Below are 17,622 nucleotides of genomic sequence, written 5' to 3' on the forward strand. Positions count from 1 at the left end.
CAACGCTTCTGGTAAATGGGCTCAACTCTTGACCTGTTGGCTCCTGCCGTAGACATCTTCCAGGCGCTCGATATCGTCCTCGCCCAGGTAACTGCCGGACTGCACCTCGATGATTTCCAGCGGGATCTTGCCGGGGTTGGACAGGCGATGCACCGAAGCGATCGGGATGTAGGTTGACTGGTTTTCAGTGAGCAGGAAGACCTTTTCGTTGCACGTCACCTGGGCTGTACCGGAGACCACGATCCAGTGTTCGGCGCGGTGGTGATGCATCTGCAGGGAAAGCTGCGCGCCCGGTTTCACGGTGATGTGCTTGACCTGATGGCGGGTGCCGCTGTCCACCGAATCGTAACTGCCCCAGGGGCGATACACCGCGCAGTGGCTCTGGGTTTCCGAGCGACCTTTGGCATCGAGCGCATTGACCAGTTTTTTCACGTCCTGCACGGCATCGCGGTGCGCGACCATCAACGCATCTTTGGTTTCTATCACGACCAAATCGTTCAGCCCTAGCAGGGTCACCAGCTTGCTACTGCCATGCACGAAGCAATTGCGGCTGTTGTAGCTGACGACATCGCCCTTGAGCACATTCCCGTCGACGTCTTTGTCGTGCACATCCCACAGCGAAGACCAGCAACCGACATCACTCCAGCCAGCGCTTAGCGGGACGACCCAGGCGCGGCTGGTGCGCTCCATCACCGCATAGTCGATGGAGTTGTCCGGGCAGCATTCAAAGGTGACCCGATCGATACTGGTCACGCCTTCGCTGCTGCGGCTGCGCTCCAGGGCCAGCACGCAGGTGTCGTACATGTCGGGTTCGTGAGTGCGCAACTCGTCGAGATAGCGGCTGGCACGGAACAGGAACATCCCGCTGTTCCAGAAGTACTCGCCGGATCGGACAAATTCGCTGGCGGTTTGCTGGTCGGGTTTCTCGATAAACTTCTCGACCTTGAAGGCGCCGGCGCCAGCATCGCTGCCGGCGGCCTTGATATACCCAAAACCGGTTTCCGGACGCATCGCCGGAATGCCGAACAACACCATATTGCCTTTGAGCGCCTCTTCCTGCGCGTGTGACAGCGTGGCGCGCAAGGCGGGCACGTCACTAATCACGTGGTCGGCCGGAAGCACCAGCAGCAGCTCATCGCGGCCCTCGGCGATCAGCTTGAGGGCCACCAGCGCCACCGCCGGCGCGGTATTGCGGCCGAAGGGTTCCAGCAGTATCGCCTGCGGCGTACAGCCGATGGCGGCGAGTTGTTCATTGACGATAAAGCGATGTTCCTGATTACAGACCACGATCGGCTTGCCGATACCCTCGAACGCCAGGCGCTGCAGGGTCTGCTGAAACAGCGATCCCTCGCCTGCCAGACTCAGGAATTGCTTGGGATACAACTTGCGCGACAACGGCCACAACCGCGAACCACTGCCGCCGGACAGAATGACTGGAATCATTGCACTTTCCTCCTGCACCTTCATCACTCGACATGAAGGCGCTTCGAACAGCGAAGGACTGCCTTCTCTTTTACAACACAAGCCCAATTACGAATGGCCCTACCGGGTATCCAGAGCGTGTTGGTTGTTACATTTATTCTTTCTGGTCAGCAAATAGCTGGGTGATGTCGCCGCCCAGGCGGTAGGTTTTCATCGGTTCGAACGATTGGCGCCAGCGGTTGGTTTGCAACGAGCAGTCGTACAGCGCGCAGTAAGGTTCCAGCCAGGCAAACTTGCCATCCTCGTCGAGGTCCTCGAGTTCCTGCTTGTAGCCGGTCTTGCGTTCAAACGTGCGTGGGTCCTTGATCCCCTCCTCCACCCGCGCCGCCAGACGCCGCATGGCACCGTGGTTTTCTTCGCGCAGGTCGATGTCATTGGCTCGGGCAAAGGCAGCGATCATCATCAGCGGCCCCATCGCATAGTTGTGGTAAGCCAGCGCACGGGTTTCGCGGTTCAGTTCGTTGGGCAGGTATCCGTCTGCATCGACCTGGGAAGCGCCGATGCGAAACTGCGCTACCGACCAGTCGAACAGGTCGCGTCGGTCGACCACCACCGAGGCCGCCATGACGGCCCAGGCCGCCCAATACTGGTGATTGTTCAGTCGGTCCAGTGGCTGGTCGCGCCAGTCCCGCACCACCTGATCGGCGAGCTGGCCGATCCAGACCTCGATCGGTCGGGTCTGCGCCTCGCGGCCCCTCAAAGGCTGCGAGCGCGAATACTTGAGCCGCAGATAGGCCGAAGAAATACTGCCCAGCGCCCATTTGCGCATCGACTTGCCGGTATGGGTGTAGGTGGTACTCAGCAGCGCCTGCGCCTTGGCCCAATCGCCCAGCCAACTCAGGGTGCAGTCCACATGGCCGGCGCGGCCGAGCCGTAAATAGGCGGCGACTTGTTTGTTGACGCCCTTCTCCAGTTCGTTGATATCGGCTGACATTTGCTTGTAGCGTTGGTTGGATTCCACGTTGAGCTGATCACGTGCCTTGCCCGAGCCCTCGTACTTACTGGGGATCAACAGGTCACCGGTATAGGGTTTGGGCGCCGCCGGACAGCTCGGCACGTCGCCCTTCTTGTCCACGGCCGGCGCGTAATAGCCCTGCGGCGGGCGCAGTTGAGCGGCCACCGCCTGCACGGTCGGCCCCATCAGAATGAAGGCCACGCCAATGGCGGCCCAGTGCGCCTGACGCATCAGTGCCCCTCCGTCTGCGCGGTGCGCAGGGAAGGTGTCGCAGAGATGACGGGCTTGGCACACAAGCGGGCCGAGAGCTCCATGGAGGTCGGTCCAGGCGGTGGCTGCACGTCCATGGAAAGAAAAGTCAGTTCGTCCCAGTCCGCATCGGCGCGCAGCTCGAAGGCGAAGCGGCCCTGGGTATTGACCGTCGGCGAACGGCTCAAGCTGATGTTTTCCTGGCGACCGTTCATGTAGGTCAGGGTCGCGCTCATCAGGTGCACGGCGGGATCGGCGAACTTTAGGTCGACCTGATAACGATTGCCCTTGATCGGATACACATTGCCGCCACCGCCGTTGAACAACACCTGATTGCGCCCGCTGTGCAGGGTCGAAAGGCTTTTGAGCAGCGGCGCCTGGTTGTCGCAGCCATCGCTCAGCGCTGCCATCGCCTGCCGGTAGAAACTGGATTTGCCCAGGTTGTCGAGATTATCGGTTTCCCACACCAGCACCGTCGGCGGGCGCTTCTGGAAGTCGTCGCCGAGCAGGTAGGCGATCAACGAATCATCATAGCCACCGCCCGGCACACTGAAGTTGCTGACCGGCGTCTGCAGATACTGTTCGAGGAAGCCGGCAAAGTTGAACGCCTCGCCGCTGGCGCTGGTACCGATCAATACGACCTTGGCGGGGACCTTGGCATCGCCTTGGGCCCGGGTTTGATAACGGGTGACAAACTGCGCCGCATAACCGTTGCCGCAGATCTGCGCGGCGGCTTTTTGCAACGTGCCAGAGCGTCCCAACAAGCCGACCGGCTGGCTGGCGAAGACCTGATGCGGCAACGCCTTGAGCACGTCGTTACCGCTGAGCGTCTGGGCCACCAGCTGGGCGCTGCGTTCGGCGCCATAGGGCGTCCAGTTGTGGTCGCCCTTGAAGTAGAAAGGCTGCCCGGTTGGCTGCGGCGCACCCAGCAGGCTGGTGAAGTCGGGGACCAGAATACGTAAGTCGCGCACCCGGTCCAGCGTTTGCAAGTAGTTCTGCCGGGCCTTGGCCTGATCGAAGTTGGCCAGTTCCAGCGGCGTCAGGCGGTCGGCATGCAGCAAGCCGCGGCTGGGTGGCAACACCAACACCAGCTCGACCCCGCGTTGGGCCAGCCCGTCGCGCAGACGCTTGAGGGCTTTGTAACCGCTCTCATCGAGGCCGAAGTCAGTGCGAAAATCGCTTTGGGTGCGAAAGAGCCACTGGTCTTGGGCCTCCACCAGGGTCGCGTAGTTTTTCAGCTCCGGCTGCTCGTAAAGTGTCGCCTGCGCCGCTTGTGGGCACAGCTGACAGCAGGCCTCGGCCGTGTACTCCGGCTGCGCCTGTCCCCACGTCGGCACAGACAGCAGGCACAGCGCGGCAAATCCATGGAGGGTGTTCATCGGCAGGCTCCTCACAGTGTCTCGGGCAGAATCAACGCGGCTGCATGGCGGCGCAGGAGAATGTCCATCAAGTCGCCTTGCACCTCCCCCAGCAAACCGGTGAAGGCAAGGCCGTCCTGTTTCTGCGGCGCCAGAAAGGTCAAGTCATAGAGTTCCAGACGCGAGGGTGAAAACACGGTGATGGGGCTGGAACCGTTGCCGATCAGCTTGCCGCCGACCACGGTGAGCGACAACCTGGCTTCGTAGGGATCTTCCTTGAGGTCGCGGTCGCTGCCGCGCAAATCCTTGATGTGACCGTAGATACCGGTCAGGGCATTGGCCATCAGCTCGTTTTCATACAGCCGCACACCGGTGCTGTTACGCACCCGGATCCCGTGCCGGTCATTGTCGATCGCGCGGTTGCGCCAGATCAGGTTATTGCCGCTCTCATACAGGGTCATGCCGTCGGAGCGGTTTTTGTAGGTCTCGTTGTAGGCCACCAGGTTATTGACGCTGGAACGGTCCAGAACGATGCCCGACAGGTGGTTGTTGTAGGCGCGGTTGTAGATGATCCAGCTGTCATTGACCTCGCGTGAGAGGATAATGCCGTGCTTCTTGCGGGTACCAAAGGCGTCGTTGTGGGCAATGATCAGCCGGCGTGAACGGTCGTGCGGGTCGATGCCATAGACGATGTTGTCGCGGTAGGAATTGCCGAGAATCACCACGTCGTCGGCCTCATAGCAATAGAAGCCATACCAGTTGTCAACGAACTGCGAATTGAGCAACCAGCCGGTCGGCCGCTTGCGCTTCATCTTCGGCGCCATGCTCGGGCTGTACTGGGAAATACTCACCCCATAACTCTTGCTCGCGGTGTAGCCGAAGCTGGTGATAGTGCTGTTGACGATGTAGGTCTCGGTGCCGCCCCAGGACACCAGGAAGGGCCGAAACTCCCCCTCTTTCTTGTACCAGGCCGGGCTGTCGTCCTTCTCGCTCCAGGCGCTGACCTTGGTGTCGGTGATAAACAGCTTGCCGTCATTGACCAGGAAGGAACCGCCCTCCTGGGACAATCGCAACTCCTTGACCGACTTGTCGATATGCAGGGTCCCGCCCGGACGTATGACAATTGGCAAGCGTGCCAGAAACACCCCCGGCGCAGTTTCGCGCAAGGCCGTCGGTGGCAGGCTGCGCGCCAGTTGCGTCAAGTTCATGTAGCCCCGATCGATGAAGATCGCCACCGGCATTCGCTGCTGGCGCACCACCCATTCCTTGAGACGCTCCTTGCCGCCGATGAACTCGTCGAGCGAGTTTTCCTTGAGCATCGGCTGGATCAAGGCACTGCCGGCGGGCTTGTAGGAAATCTTCGCCATGGCTGCCTCGGCCGTATAGCCGGACAGGTCGGGGATCTTTGGCTCGCTGATCAGCAAGGGCTTTCCCGGAGCCTCGCTAATGGTATAGCGCGGCGCGAATACGAGACCCGCCGCGCTGACACCCGCGGTCTGCACCAACAGCAGTCCGGCGAGCAACAGCCCTATCTTGACGACACTGTCCATAAGCCTCACTCATCAAAATAAATGCAACCTGGTGTGATCAAGGCGCTGTTGCCCACGATGGCATCACTGCGGGCAACAACCTGGGCCTAGATTTTCCAGACGAAATCAATGAACGCCCGGTGCATGCTCGAGTCGGTGTCGCTGGCGTACGCGTCACCCGGGAAGAACACGCCGAGGCGCAAGCGGATCAGCGCCGAGGGTTCGTCGACCCAATCCACCATGCTCGCGGGCAACAGGCCTTGTTTGAAGTACTTGGTCATGACCAGATCGACTTCCTGGCCCAGGTCCTTCTCACCGTCCACCAGCGCCGCATTGATGACCCCGCCGTCGCCGGTTTCCTGCTGGTCGTCGACCCGCCAGAAGCGGTGGTAGACGAGGCTGGCGTCGTAGTCCTCGCGCAACTGCCAGGAGCCGAACAGGGTAGCCACCTGGAGGTTGCTCAGTTCACCGCGAAAGGCTTCGCCGAAACGGTGAACGCGCGAACGCGTGCCGGTGTAATTCGAGCGGTTGCTCTGCAGGCCGGTTTGCTGGAACTGATTCTCCTGGTCGCGACCACCGCCGTCGCCACGGGCTGCGGCAGCACCGAGGCGCCAGCTTTCATCGATGTTCCAGCGCAGGCCAAGGTCCGCACCCCAGGCGTTGACGTCGCCACTGGTGTGGCCCGTCGCAATGCGATCGCCGTTAGCGTCGACCACGCTGGTGAGGTTGTCGCGACTGCCGGTCAGCCAGGTCGCGTTGAGCCAGTAATTGACCGGCATCGTCGAGCGATAGTTGTAGCCGTCACCGTTCGCTTCGAGACCGACCCAGGTCAGGCTGCCGGTGTTGGTCTTGTCGAGCGCATCGAGCTGCTCGCCCGGATTGGGCAGGCTGCCGCTGTCCTCGGAGTGATGCACGCGCAGGCCGAACCAGTGATTGGGCGCCCATTGCGTTGAGATGTCGGCGAACACATGGGAGCGGTCTTTGTCTACGGGCGCCAGGTCGCTCAAGTCAGTGCGGTAATCGGAAAAGCGCTGGGCGGCACCGAGGTGGGTGCGCAGCAGAGTGGTCTCGAAGGTCCAGTTGAGCGCTTCGATGTTGGTGTCCATCCACTCGCCGCTGTCCTCGCGCAAACGCTGGCGCCCCAAGCGCAAATGCTCGCCCGGATAGGCGGTGATGCCCGAATAGTCGACCCAGAACTCGCGCATCGCCAGGTAGCTGTCATCGGTCCCGCGGGCGTTACTTTCGTCGACGCCGTTGTTCACCGTATCGGTGTCGATGGTATCGGTCGCTGCCACCGCCTGCCCCATCAAATAGGCACTCCAGTCACCCCATTGGCCAAAGGCCCAGGGGCGCAAGTCGATGCCAATACCGTTGAGGGTGCCACCGGGTGCGGTGCCCAGGTCACGGTCGTCCTGCGACTCACCGGTAATCTTCACATCCAGGCCGAAATTCTTCGGAGCCACCTCCGCCGCCAGCACCAGACCGGCACTGCACATCAGCGAAACACCCAGACCACAACCTGCCAATAATGCTTGCTTCATAGTAAGTCCTGTCCATTTTCCGGAGTTTGCAGTCTGGCTAGCGCCGCGCCCGTCAGACGGGCCTGGGCTTCCCCTTCAAGCAAAGGCTGCGCGATTTTCCTTTCTGCCGGGGTCAGCCCCGACTGCAGGGCCGACAGCACTGGCTCTGCATTTACCACGCCCTGACGCTGCGCGAGTTGCGCAAAGACATAGGCATTGATCCGATTGACCTTCACCCCGCGGGAGTCGGAAAACATGTGCGCCAGGGCCAGGTCGGCATTGGGCGAACCGTTGCGGGCCGCCAGCAACAAATGTTGCAGCGCCTTCTGCGGTTCGACCTGGCCCAGATAACCGCGCCGGTACAACTGGCCCAGGTAGTAATGCGCCCCGACTTCCCCGGCCGCGGCCGCCTTGAGCAAATGCTCTTCAGCCAGACGCGGGTTCTGCGGCAACCATTTGCCGAGGTAATACAGCCGCCCGGTCAGCAGTTCCGCCCGTGGGTCGCCCGCCTCGCGCCCGCGCTGCAAGGCCGAGAGCAATTGCGGCGCATCGCCTTGCACGGGGTAGTCGTTGATCAACCGTGCCAGGCTGGTCCAGGCCGGCGCATAGACCGGCGCCAATTCCTCGAGCAGGCGCTGGGCGCTTTGTGCATCGGCCGGGCCTTCGAGGGCTGGCGACGACAGAACGCGCGCCACCGACTCGACCCGCAAGGGCGCGACTCGTCCCTCGCGCCAACCCTGGCGCAACTCCACCAGCAAGGCCGCTTGCGCATTGGGCTGGGCGCGCATTCGGTTGATGGTGGCCAGCTCCACATAACAGGCATCGAGTACCGCAAGCCGAGCCCGGCACATCTGCTCGATCTGCGGCAGGTGAGCCTTATAGGTGCCCTGATTGCGGTAAATCAGAATCTGCGCCAGATCCGCCTCGACAATGCCCTGGGCGCGCCAGCCATCGACCTTCTGCTGCGGATCCACCCCAGGCACCAGTTGCGGGTAGCCCAGGTACAACAACGTCAGCGGCACCACCGCACTGAACTCGCCTTTATCCAGCGCGCCTTCCAATAATTGCTGGGCCTCGCGCACTTGCTTGGGATCACTCGGTCCCTGACGCAACAACAAGCGCCCCAGACGTGACTGCGCCTTGACCGACTCCGGCGCGGCCTGCCGGTACAAGGCTTCAGCCTCTTTCAGGCTCGCCGGGTCGCCCGCCGACGCCGTCAGGTCGCCCATCCCGGCCTGGGCATCGGCATAGCCGTCCTGGGCCAGCGCCGCATAGTGCTTGCGTGCCGTTTCATAATCGCCGCGCAACATGGCCTCGCGCGCCAACCCCTGATCCGGCAGGGTGCCGCAACCATGAATCATCATCAGAGCTGCGGCCAGCGCAGAAAACCGCAGCCCCGATCGCCATGCGCCGTTCATTTTCCGGCCGCCATGGCTTTATTCTCCCAGGCATTCTTCACCCAGGTATTGGCCGCCCAGGCATTCTTCACCCAGGCATTGCTTTGCAGGTTTTCGATACTGACTTCCACCGGACGCCCGGCGAGATCGGTCTGCAACGCGCTGTCAGGCTCAATGGTGACCCGCAGGTCGGCGGCCAGGCCGCCGTTGTCCAGCACCACCGTGGCGATTTTGCCCGTGCGTGGCTGTTCTTCACCCACCAGTTGGAAGCTCACTGCCTTGCCAGGCTGGATCTTGGCAAAGTTCTTATAGGGGAAGCGCGCCTCGATGGTCGCCACACCATCGATCGGCATCAACTCGTATACCGTGGTGCCCTTGCCGACGACCTGGCCGTCCGGCACCAGCTGCGCCACCACCCGGCAATCGCAAGGGCTGGTCAGCGACCCTTGCAGGGTCCGGCTGAACAGGCGCTCGAGGTTTTCCGGGGTCGCCTGCCCGGGTGGCAGGTTGCCTTTCATCACATCCAGCAGCGACGCGGAAAAGGTCGCCAGCGGCGCCCCCTTGGACACCACCGCCCCCACCTTGACCAACGACTTGACGCTGCCGTCGCGCGGCAGGCCGATCAACTGGCCGGGCACGTTGACCCGCGCCGATTCGGCGTGAGTGACGAAATAAATGCCATACAACTGGTTCAGCACATAACCAAAGGCACCCAGTCCCACCAGGAACATCAGCAGGCTCACCGTGGTCGCCCGCAAGCGTGCGAAAAAGCCCAGGCCGTTGCCGCTATCGTGCTTTCGCGGCTTGGTGAAGTTGTCGCGCTGCTGGGTCGCGAGCATGTCACCCAGGCTGATCACCCCACCCGAGAGGTAGGATGTGATCAGATAACGCAATGCGGAGATCGCACGTGGAGGCAGGTTGTGGAACTCGCAACCCACCCGCAGCCCCTCGCTGCCTACCGAGCGCACGACAAACTCCACGTCGATGGCAAACCCAAGCGCATCGACCTGAAACACCAGTTTGCCTTTGTGCTGTCGGCCCACGATCAGCGGTGGATTCAGCTGACTCAGGCTGAAGCCACCGGCCGACAAGTCGATCAGCTCGCAATCGAACATCTCCCGGTTCGGCACGTGTAACTTGAGCCTCGCCGGTAGATTCAGCCGCGCATGCTGACGCTCCACCTCCGACTCATGCACAACATTGTCATCAACAGCAATACAAGCTGTGTTCATAACGCGTCCCTTCCCTTCCACGATTGAGAACGATCCGGCAGGTCAGAGCCGGTATGCACCTTTATCCTTTACCGCTGTGCAGACCGGCACGGCATGCCGACTGCCCTGACACCTGCGCTACACCATCCACATCAGCAGCGCGCAAAACACACTGCCGGCCGAAAAGGTCATGGACCGCGACGACCAGGTATTGAACCAGCGCTGATAGCTGGCCAGCCCGCGGTCGAGTCTGGTTTTCTGGCGCGTCCACGATTGCCGGTCGAGACGGAAGAACACATAGATCTTCACCACGGCGCCGACCAACTGGTTGTAATAGAGAATCAGTGGATAGGCCGGCCCGACCGGGTGCCCCGAAGCCAGCAACAGCAGACTCAGGAACAAGCGAGTCAGGCCGATCCAGAGCACATAGATCAGCAGGTAGGCCATGCTGTATTTGAGGCTGGCAATGATCGCCACTGACGGCCCGAGCAGGCTGGCCCACATCGATACGCGTTGATCGAACAGCACCAGCGAGGTGAACCAGCCCAACCGCTGCACGCCCAAGTGCAGCGCCCGCGAGTTCTGCCGCAGGTTATTGCCATACCAGCGAAACATCAGCTGGCGGCTGGCCTTGAAGAAGCTCTTTTCCGGGGGGTGCTCGACCGTGTTGATCGCCGCATCGGGCACATAAAAGGTGTCGTAGCCCAGCCGCATCAGGCTGTACCAACTGGACTTGTCATCACCGGTCAGGAAGCGGAAACGCCCCAGGCGCCAGTGCTGCAGATAATCGCTCTCAACGTCTTGAATAAAGCCGGGGTCGGTCACCACTTGGGCGCGAAACACCGACATCCGCCCGGTCATTGTCAGCACTCGCTTGCCCAGTGCCATCGAACACATATTGATGTGCCGCTGGGCGAACCGCAGCTTATGCCATTGGCTCATCAGGTAGCTTCCGCGCACCTCGCAGAACTCATTGGTGGTCAGCCCGCCGACGTTCGGGAACAGCTTGAACCAGGGCACGGTCTGACGCACCAGCCCGGGCGAGAGCACGGTGTCGCCATCGACCACCGCCACCACCGCATCGGCATCCGGCAAATACCGGGAGATCGCCCGAAAACCATGGGCCAGGCCATCGCGCTTACCGGTGCCGGGAATCCGCACGAAGCTCAGCTTGACCTGCTCCGGCGGGGTATAGCTGTCCCACAGCGCTTTGATCAGCAGTTCATCGGCCAGCTCGACGATGGAACAGACCACCGTGGTCGGGTAACCACAACCGATGGCCTCTTCGATCACCGAGCGGTAGACCTGCGCCGTGGTCAACGCATCGATACGAAAACTGGTGACCAGCAAAAACACCTGCGACGGATCGGCAGTGCTGCCCAGCCTGGTGACTCTGCGTCTGTAATAAGGGAATACCAGATAAAGGAACAGCATCCCCCGCAGGTAATGGATCGCGCCCATCGAATAACGCCAGATACCGACCGCCCCCAGCAACAGGAGAAAGTCCCTGGATTGGGGATCGAACACGGTGCGCGGCAGCAACAGTGCAAGCCCCATCAGCGCGGTGACGTAGAACAACCAGCCCGCAGCTTCGCGCAAGTAAACCCTGGAATCAGCCATACCTATGACCCCCCGTTCGATAAACCCATGTTGTTTGGGGCGTATCAGCTCCGCGCCTCGCTTACCAGCAGATACCCTCGAGCCGATCGTCACTGGCGTGTGGCAGGAAGCCCACCAGGTCAACCACCTGCTTGCCCTCGGGCACCTGAAGCGCAATGGCTTTGAAGGACTCGTCACCGTTACCCAGCACGATCACCTCCGCCTGCTCGATCACTTTCGCAAGGTCAGGGCACAACAGCGAAGCCAGGTGCGGAATCTTCGACTCGATGTACTCTTTGTTGGCCCCGTAGATACGCGCGTATTCAACGTTGCGGTCGAAGATATGCAGGTCGTAGCCCTTGCCTATCAGCATCTCGGCCAACTCCACCAGCGGGCTTTCGCGCAGGTCATCGGTGCCCGCCTTGAAGCTCAGGCCGAGTAGCGCGACACGCCGCTTGCCGTAACTGCTGATAATGTCGAAGGCTCTCTGTACCTGCACCGCATTGCTGCGCATGATCGAGGCCAGTAGCGGGTGCTCGACGTCCATTTGCCCGGCGCGATAGTTCAGCGCACGCACATCCTTGGGCAGGCAGGAACCGCCGAACGCAAAGCCGGGGCGCATGTAATAACGCGACAGGTTGAGTTTGGTGTCCTGGCAGATCACGTCCATCACATCGCGACCGTCCACGCCGGCGGCCTTCGCGATATTGCCGATCTCATTGGCGAAGGTCACTTTGGTCGCGTGCCAGACATTGCAGGTGTACTTGATCATCTCCGCCACTTCGATGCTCCTGCGCAGGAGCGGCGCGTCCAGCTCTTGATAGAGCGTGGCGAGCATGTCACCGCTGCGCTGGTCGAGTTCACCGATCACCGTCATTGGCGGACAGTTGTAATCCTTGATCGCGGTACTTTCGCGCAGGAACTCCGGGTTGATCGCCACGCCGAAGTCGACCCCGGCCGTCTTGCCGGAATAGTCTTCAAGTATCGGTATCACCACGTTCTTCACCGTGCCCGGCAGCACCGTGCTACGCACCACTACTGTGTGCCAACTGTGCTTGTCGTGCAGGGCTTCTCCGATCTCGCGGCAGACCGACTCGATGTAGACCAAGTCCAGATCGCCATTCTTCTTGCTGGGCGTACCGACGCAGAGGAACGACATGTCCGTGCCCATCACTGCCGCCTTCACATCACGGTCACCACGCAGCCGCCCAAAACTCACACCCAACTCGAGCAGCGGCTCCAGGTCGGGTTCAACGATGGGCGACTTACCCTGGTTGATCAGGTCAACCTTGACTTGCGAGACATCCACCCCGATTACGTCATGACCGCGAGCACAGAGACAGCCCGCACATACAGCGCCCACGTACCCCAAACCAAATATGCTGATCCGCATCGGTGAATCCCCCCGTATAACTTGATTCAGGAATGCCATCGGCATGCCGCGCAGGCCGACAGTCGCTCTACCGCACCAACTAACCGACCGTTAGGTACAACTTGACTCTCGACCCACACCGTAAAACTGGAGTGTAGACAAACATCAAGCACGTACTGTTTTTTTAAAATAAATTTCGAACACTTCGCGCCGACAACATGAGTAGTTGGATCAGCAAAGTGAGTACCCATATCGTAAACACGTTAACCACTGATAAAATTACTATTAAAATCAGTGGTCTATAAAATTTATCGTGACTGACACCTCAAACAAAAACATATACCCGCGCACCAAAAACAAGCAGATACTTACGATACTTACCGGACAGACACGCCTAAAGCCCTGACACAGTGCAATGCCAACGTTGCAACATTGTAAGCGTATCCAATAAATTCCTCGTACAGTGTAAAGCGACTGAAACACGTCAATTTTTTTAATAACTATTTATTGGCGCTCGCCCTACACGCAATAGTTAATACCTTTTAAAGAACAAACTCTTTAGGGACTCTCCGAATAAGTCCTCGAATGTGCTGATATATGTCCTGACTACCTGAGCGAGCCGCCCATGAACCCGATGAGCTCTGCTGGCGCTGATCGAGTCGTACTATCCAAAGGCCGGCGGCGGCGCACACCTTATTCTCCGGACGCTATGCTGCGCATTCATCGGCTGCAAAACGGTTTGCATTGAGCGATTCGGCGATGGAAGAGGCGCTCTATGAAATCACTTCGCTGCGCCAGTTCGCCCAGCTCACGCTGGGCGCTCCGATCCCTAAAGACACCACCCTCATGAATGTCCGGCATCTGCCGGAAAAACACCCGTTGGTGGCGGGAATCCTGGCCGTCATCAATGCCACGACGGTGGAGCTGGCGAACACTCGCCGTAGCTATGACATCGTCCCGGTCAAGGTTGATGAGCTGGCCGAGCAGCAACGCATCGCTGACACCAAAACGCTGAAGCGAAATACCGTCGCCCGGTACTGGCCGGTCTGGTCGTTGCAATGGCCTTGTCGTTCACCTTTGCGGCCCAGGCCCGGGAAACGGTACGAATCGGTTACCAGAAGTCATCGACCCTCATCACCTTGTTGAAAACCCAAGGCACGCTGGAAAAAACCCTCGCGCAGAAGAACATCGATGTGAGCTGGCATGAGTTTTCAAGTGGTTTGCCACTGCTGGAAGCGCTGAATGTCGGCTACGTCGATATCAGCGCTGACGTGGCGGATACCGTGCCGATTTTTGCTCAGGCTGCGCAGGCTAATCGCTGCCTTGGAAAAAGCAGGCCTGGCGTTTTCGGACGTCCAACCGGCCTACCTGTCGCCCGCCGATGGCCGAGCAGCCTTCGAGAACAACAAGGTCGACGCCTGGGTCACCTGGGAACCCTTCCTCACCAGCGCGCAACGTCAACTGCCGACTCGCACCCTGGCGGACGGTGCCGGCCTGGCTTGTTACAAACGCTATTACCTGACCAGCACGAGATACGCCAAGGCGCATCCCGACGATCTCAAGCTGGTTTACGAGCAACTGCACAAGACGGGCGACTGGGTGAAAACCAACCCACTTGATGCGGCGCAAATTCTCAGCCCAATGTGGGGCAACCTTGATGTGACAACCATCGAGACGGCCAACACCCATCGCAGCTACCAGGTACAGCCGGTGCAAGGCGATCAGTTGGGTGAGCAGCAGAAAATCGCCGACGCTTTTTTTGCCGCGGGTTTATTGCCCAAGGCAGTGGATGCGAAAGACGTCGATGTCTGGAAACCCTGAGGACAACCTCAAGGCGTGATCGCAACTTTCATCACCCCGTCCCGCTGATGCGCAAACAACTCATACGCGGCTTCGATGTCGTCAAGCTTGAAGCGATGCGTCACCAGCGGCGACAGATCGACGCCACCGCTTTGCACCACCGCCATCAACCGTCGCATGCGTTCTTTACCGCCGGGGCACAGGGTGCTGACGATGCTGAAATCCCCGAGCCCCGCGGAAAAAGCTTCGAGGGGGATGCGCAGATCACTTGAATAAACCCCCAGGCTGGACAAACGACCACCGGGGCGCAACACCCGCAGCGCGGACTCGAAAGTACCCTGGGTGCCCAGCGCTTCGATGGCCACGTCGACACCTCGACCGTCGGTCAGCGCCATGATCTGCGCGACCACGTCGCCGTCCTTGAAATTGACCACGTGGGTCGCACCCAACTGCCGGGCGACGCTCATCCGTTCTGCCACGGTATCGATGCCGATAATGGTGCTGGCGCCCTTGAGGCGCGCGCCGGCCACGGCACACAGGCCGATCGGCCCGAGGGCGAACACTGCCACGGTATCGCCAATCTTGACCTCGCCCCGCTCTGCCCCGGAAAACCCGGTGGACATGATGTCCGGGCACATCAGCACCTGTTCGTCGCTGAGGCCATCGGGGATCGGGCACAGGTTGGCCAATGCATCCGGCACCAGCACGTACTCGGCCTGGCAGCCATCGATGGTGTTGCCGAACTTCCAGCCACCGGCGGCGCGGAAGCCATGGCGGGTGTCCGGGCCATCCTGTGAACTGCAACCGCACAGGCAGGCGTAACTTTGTCCGCTGGGGGTAATGGCGCCGGCAATCACCCGCTGGCCTTCGACAAAACCACGCACCTGCGAGCCCAGCCGCTCGATGATGCCCACCGGTTCGTGACCGATGGTCAGCCCTTTGGCCACCGGGTATTCACCCCGCAGGATGTGCACGTCGGTGCCGCAGATCGTCGTGGTAGTAATGCGGACCAGCGCATCCAGCGGCCCGACCTCGGGGATCGGTTTGTCATCCAGCACGATGCGGTTTTTCTCAACGAATATCGCGGCTTTCATGGTTGCCATCGGGGTTCTCCTGAGCGTTCACGTGCGTTTGAGTTCAGCATGAACCTCAGTCTGCAACCGGTTTACGGACGGAAGGTTGATCATGGTCAATACTTAAAGACTGGATGTACGTCGCACGAGCCGCACGTCGGGCGGCTAATCCACGGGAGGTTCGTCATGTCTGGTCAATCCCGCTTCATGCTGGTTGCATCACCGCTGATGGAACACAGCCCTGCTTTCGACAGGGCCGCTGCGCTGGCCATGGCCGAAGACGCCGCGCTGCACATCGTCGCCTTCGATTACCTTGAAGGCCTGGCGACCGCTAGTCTGGTCAACGAAAAGGCCCTGGAACAGATGCGTGTGTGCTACGTCGAGCGCCACCGCCAATGGCTTGAGGAACAGGCCCGCCCCTTGCGCAAAATCGGGGTGAATGTCACCACCGAAGTGGCCTGGGTCGAACGCCCCTTGGAGGAAATCCTGATTCACCTCAAAGAGCAGCCGATGGACGTGCTGATCAAGGCGCTGGAGCACGAGTCGCTGCTGTCGCGGCTGATGTTTACCCCGCTCGATGTGCATTTGCTGCGCGAATGCCCGGTGCCGCTGCATTTCGTGAGCCACGCCATGCACGCCTTGCCGCGAAAGATCGTCGCGGCGGTCGACCCCTTTCATCGCGATGACCATTACAAAACCTTCAACGACCGGATCCTTCACGAGGCGGCGAAACTGGCGAGCGCCTGTAATGCCGAACTCGATGTGGTCTACGCCTATGACCTTTCATCCATCAGCGCCGACGAATTCGGCTTCGACAACGGGTCGGCGTTTTTCTCCTCCGGCAAGGCCAAGACCGTGTTCGATTACCAGGAAGATGCCTTCAACGACTTGGCCGAGCGCAACGGCATCGCGCCGGAGCAGCGGCACATGATCATGGGCAACCCGGCCAAGGTCCTCACCCGCTATGCCGATGCTTATGACATTGACGTGATTGTCATGGGCCGGATCGGCCATCGCGGCATGGGCCGGCTGATCGGCAGCACGGTGGAGCATCTGCTGTACAAAATGCCGTGCAGTGTTTGGGTGGTGTACAGCGAGCGGCTGGATGAATAATTGATCTACCGGACACCACAAAACCCTGTGGGAGCGAGCTTGCTCGCGATGAGGGCCTTACATTCAACATTGATGTTGACTGAAAGTCCGCCATCGCGAGCAAGCTCGCTCCCACAGGGGGTTTTGTGGTGGCCGATTAACGCCGGGTAATCACCACCTCAAGGTATTCACTCGGCACCACCAACGATCTCTCTCCCGCTCTGTTCATGCGGTTGATCAATTCGGTCATGTCGCTTTCCAACGCCTTGGCGCCTTCAGGAGGCAGCGCCGCGAAGGCTTTGTGGACCGGGCCGTACCAGGTGCGGAACGTATTGATGAAATGCGCGGCGGAGCGGTAACGGAAGTTGAAGGTCTTGCGCGTCACCTGCAGCAGAAAGTCACGTTCGTCGAACTGCGTGTGCAGCCAGGCTTCGGTGCCCCAGTTCGACGGCGGTTGTGCCCCCGGCGGTGGCGGCAGGTGGCTGCCGAGGGTCTTGAACATCTGGCCGACGAAACCTTCGGGCGTCCAGTTGGCCAGGCCGATCCGCCCTCCGGGGCGACAAACCCGCGCCAGTTCCGTGGCCGCCTTGGGTTGGTCCGGCGTAAACATCACCCCGAAGGTCGAAAGCACGGCATCGAAGCCGGCATCCTCGAACGGCAAGGCTTCGGCGTCAGCCACTTGAAACGTGACTTCCAGGCGTTCGGCCCTGGCCCGGTCTTCGCCGCTTTCCAGCAGCGCGGCCACGTAGTCGGTAGAAGTGACATGGCAACCACGGCGCGCGGCAGCGAGCGTCGCGTTACCGTTGCCGGCGGCCACGTCGAGCACGCGTTCATCGCAAAGCAGGTCGCAGGCCTCGGCGAGTTGCTCGCCGACAATCTGCAAAGTGGTGCCGATCACGGCATAGTCGCCACTGGCCCAAGAGGCCATCTGACGGTTTTTCAAGGCAGTAAGATCAATGGGTGTACTCATGAATTCCGCTCCGTT

Annotated in this window: 12 protein-coding genes and 2 pseudogenes; 3 read left to right on the forward strand and 11 right to left on the reverse strand. The window is 60.5% G+C overall.

What is annotated here, in order from left to right:
- Window positions 1–21: 21 nt before the first annotated feature.
- The 9 genes from MO767_RS24185 to MO767_RS24225 form a co-directional block, all read right to left on the reverse strand.
- Entirely contained in the window at window positions 22–1,443 is a 1,422-nt protein-coding gene (locus MO767_RS24185; protein WP_129436742.1) for a mannose-1-phosphate guanylyltransferase/mannose-6-phosphate isomerase, read from the reverse strand.
- A 133-nt stretch (window positions 1,444–1,576) separates the two neighbouring features.
- Complete coding sequence (locus MO767_RS24190; RefSeq protein WP_282482571.1) at window positions 1,577–2,668, reverse strand: mannuronate-specific alginate lyase; 1,092 nt, start codon at window positions 2,666–2,668, stop codon at window positions 1,577–1,579.
- On the reverse strand, window positions 2,668–4,065 hold the full coding sequence (locus MO767_RS24195) for an alginate biosynthesis protein AlgX (RefSeq protein WP_129436744.1): 1,398 nt from the start codon (window positions 4,063–4,065) through the stop codon (window positions 2,668–2,670). Before MO767_RS24195 ends, MO767_RS24190 begins: the two co-directional genes overlap by 1 nt.
- Window positions 4,066–4,076: 11 nt before the next feature.
- Window positions 4,077–5,594, reverse strand: a complete 1,518-nt coding sequence (gene algG, locus MO767_RS24200; RefSeq protein ID WP_129436745.1) for a mannuronan 5-epimerase AlgG — start codon at window positions 5,592–5,594, stop codon at window positions 4,077–4,079.
- A gap of 86 nt (window positions 5,595–5,680) precedes the next feature.
- A complete protein-coding gene (locus MO767_RS24205; RefSeq protein WP_282482626.1) occupies window positions 5,681–7,069 on the reverse strand; it encodes an alginate export family protein in 1,389 nt (462 codons plus the stop codon).
- Window positions 7,070–7,110: 41 nt separating this feature from the next.
- Window positions 7,111–8,511 (reverse strand): SEL1-like repeat protein, encoded by a 1,401-nt coding sequence (locus MO767_RS24210; RefSeq protein ID WP_129436747.1) that lies wholly within the window; start codon window positions 8,509–8,511, stop codon window positions 7,111–7,113.
- Window positions 8,508–9,722 carry an alginate biosynthesis protein Alg44 gene (locus tag MO767_RS24215; protein ID WP_282482573.1) on the reverse strand — a complete coding sequence of 405 codons (1,215 nt, stop codon included), beginning with the start codon at window positions 9,720–9,722 and terminating at the stop codon, window positions 8,508–8,510. The genes MO767_RS24210 and MO767_RS24215 overlap by 4 nt, the downstream gene beginning before the upstream one ends.
- Window positions 9,723–9,839: 117 nt before the next feature.
- Window positions 9,840–11,321, reverse strand: coding sequence for a glycosyltransferase family 2 protein (locus MO767_RS24220; RefSeq protein WP_282482574.1), 1,482 nt, complete (start codon window positions 11,319–11,321; stop codon window positions 9,840–9,842).
- Between the two features lie 61 nt (window positions 11,322–11,382).
- Window positions 11,383–12,693, reverse strand: coding sequence for a UDP-glucose/GDP-mannose dehydrogenase family protein (locus MO767_RS24225; protein WP_282482576.1), 1,311 nt, complete (start codon window positions 12,691–12,693; stop codon window positions 11,383–11,385).
- Window positions 12,694–13,313: 620 nt separating this feature from the next.
- On the opposite strand from MO767_RS24225, the pseudogene MO767_RS24230 reads away from it, so the two are divergent.
- Both MO767_RS24230 and MO767_RS24235 read left to right on the forward strand, forming a co-directional pair.
- Window positions 13,314–13,581 (forward strand): annotated as a pseudogene (locus MO767_RS24230) (transposase); the annotation flags it as partial.
- A gap of 149 nt (window positions 13,582–13,730) precedes the next feature.
- Window positions 13,731–14,493, forward strand: a pseudogene (locus MO767_RS24235) (ABC transporter substrate-binding protein).
- 8 nt (window positions 14,494–14,501) lie between these two features.
- On the opposite strand, the gene MO767_RS24240 reads toward MO767_RS24235, so the two are convergent.
- Window positions 14,502–15,575 carry an NAD(P)-dependent alcohol dehydrogenase gene (locus MO767_RS24240; protein WP_129436750.1) on the reverse strand — a complete coding sequence of 358 codons (1,074 nt, stop codon included), beginning with the start codon at window positions 15,573–15,575 and terminating at the stop codon, window positions 14,502–14,504.
- A 156-nt stretch (window positions 15,576–15,731) separates the two neighbouring features.
- Between MO767_RS24240 and MO767_RS24245 the strand changes: the two genes are divergently transcribed.
- Window positions 15,732–16,658 (forward strand): universal stress protein, encoded by a 927-nt coding sequence (locus MO767_RS24245; RefSeq protein WP_282482578.1) that lies wholly within the window; start codon window positions 15,732–15,734, stop codon window positions 16,656–16,658.
- Window positions 16,659–16,794: 136 nt separating this feature from the next.
- Here MO767_RS24245 and MO767_RS24250 read toward each other — a convergent pair whose 3' ends face one another.
- Window positions 16,795–17,607 (reverse strand): class I SAM-dependent methyltransferase, encoded by an 813-nt coding sequence (locus tag MO767_RS24250; RefSeq protein ID WP_282482579.1) that lies wholly within the window; start codon window positions 17,605–17,607, stop codon window positions 16,795–16,797.
- Window positions 17,608–17,622: the final 15 nt, after the last annotated feature.

Source organism: Pseudomonas sp. UYIF39, assembly GCF_029963765.1.
Lineage (GTDB): Bacteria > Pseudomonadota > Gammaproteobacteria > Pseudomonadales > Pseudomonadaceae > Aquipseudomonas.

Excerpts from the sequence above, each read along its gene's own strand:
- MO767_RS24205 (WP_282482626.1), bottom strand. The coding sequence starts at position 7,069 with ATGTGCAGTGCCGGTCTGGTGCTGGCGGCGGAGGTGGCTCCGAAGAAT.
- MO767_RS24210 (WP_129436747.1), bottom strand. The coding sequence starts at position 8,511 with ATGAACGGCGCATGGCGATCGGGGCTGCGGTTTTCTGCGCTGGCCGCA.
- MO767_RS24250 (WP_282482579.1), bottom strand. The coding sequence starts at position 17,607 with ATGAGTACACCCATTGATCTTACTGCCTTGAAAAACCGTCAGATGGCC.
- MO767_RS24190 (WP_282482571.1), bottom strand. The coding sequence starts at position 2,668 with ATGCGTCAGGCGCACTGGGCCGCCATTGGCGTGGCCTTCATTCTGATG.
- MO767_RS24195 (WP_129436744.1), bottom strand. The coding sequence starts at position 4,065 with ATGAACACCCTCCATGGATTTGCCGCGCTGTGCCTGCTGTCTGTGCCG.
- algG (WP_129436745.1), bottom strand. The coding sequence starts at position 5,594 with ATGGACAGTGTCGTCAAGATAGGGCTGTTGCTCGCCGGACTGCTGTTG.
- MO767_RS24225 (WP_282482576.1), bottom strand. The coding sequence starts at position 12,693 with ATGCGGATCAGCATATTTGGTTTGGGGTACGTGGGCGCTGTATGTGCG.
- MO767_RS24220 (WP_282482574.1), bottom strand. The coding sequence starts at position 11,321 with ATGGCTGATTCCAGGGTTTACTTGCGCGAAGCTGCGGGCTGGTTGTTC.
- MO767_RS24215 (WP_282482573.1), bottom strand. The coding sequence starts at position 9,722 with ATGAACACAGCTTGTATTGCTGTTGATGACAATGTTGTGCATGAGTCG.
- MO767_RS24240 (WP_129436750.1), bottom strand. The coding sequence starts at position 15,575 with ATGGCAACCATGAAAGCCGCGATATTCGTTGAGAAAAACCGCATCGTG.
- MO767_RS24245 (WP_282482578.1), top strand. The coding sequence starts at position 15,732 with ATGTCTGGTCAATCCCGCTTCATGCTGGTTGCATCACCGCTGATGGAA.
- MO767_RS24185 (WP_129436742.1), bottom strand. The coding sequence starts at position 1,443 with ATGATTCCAGTCATTCTGTCCGGCGGCAGTGGTTCGCGGTTGTGGCCG.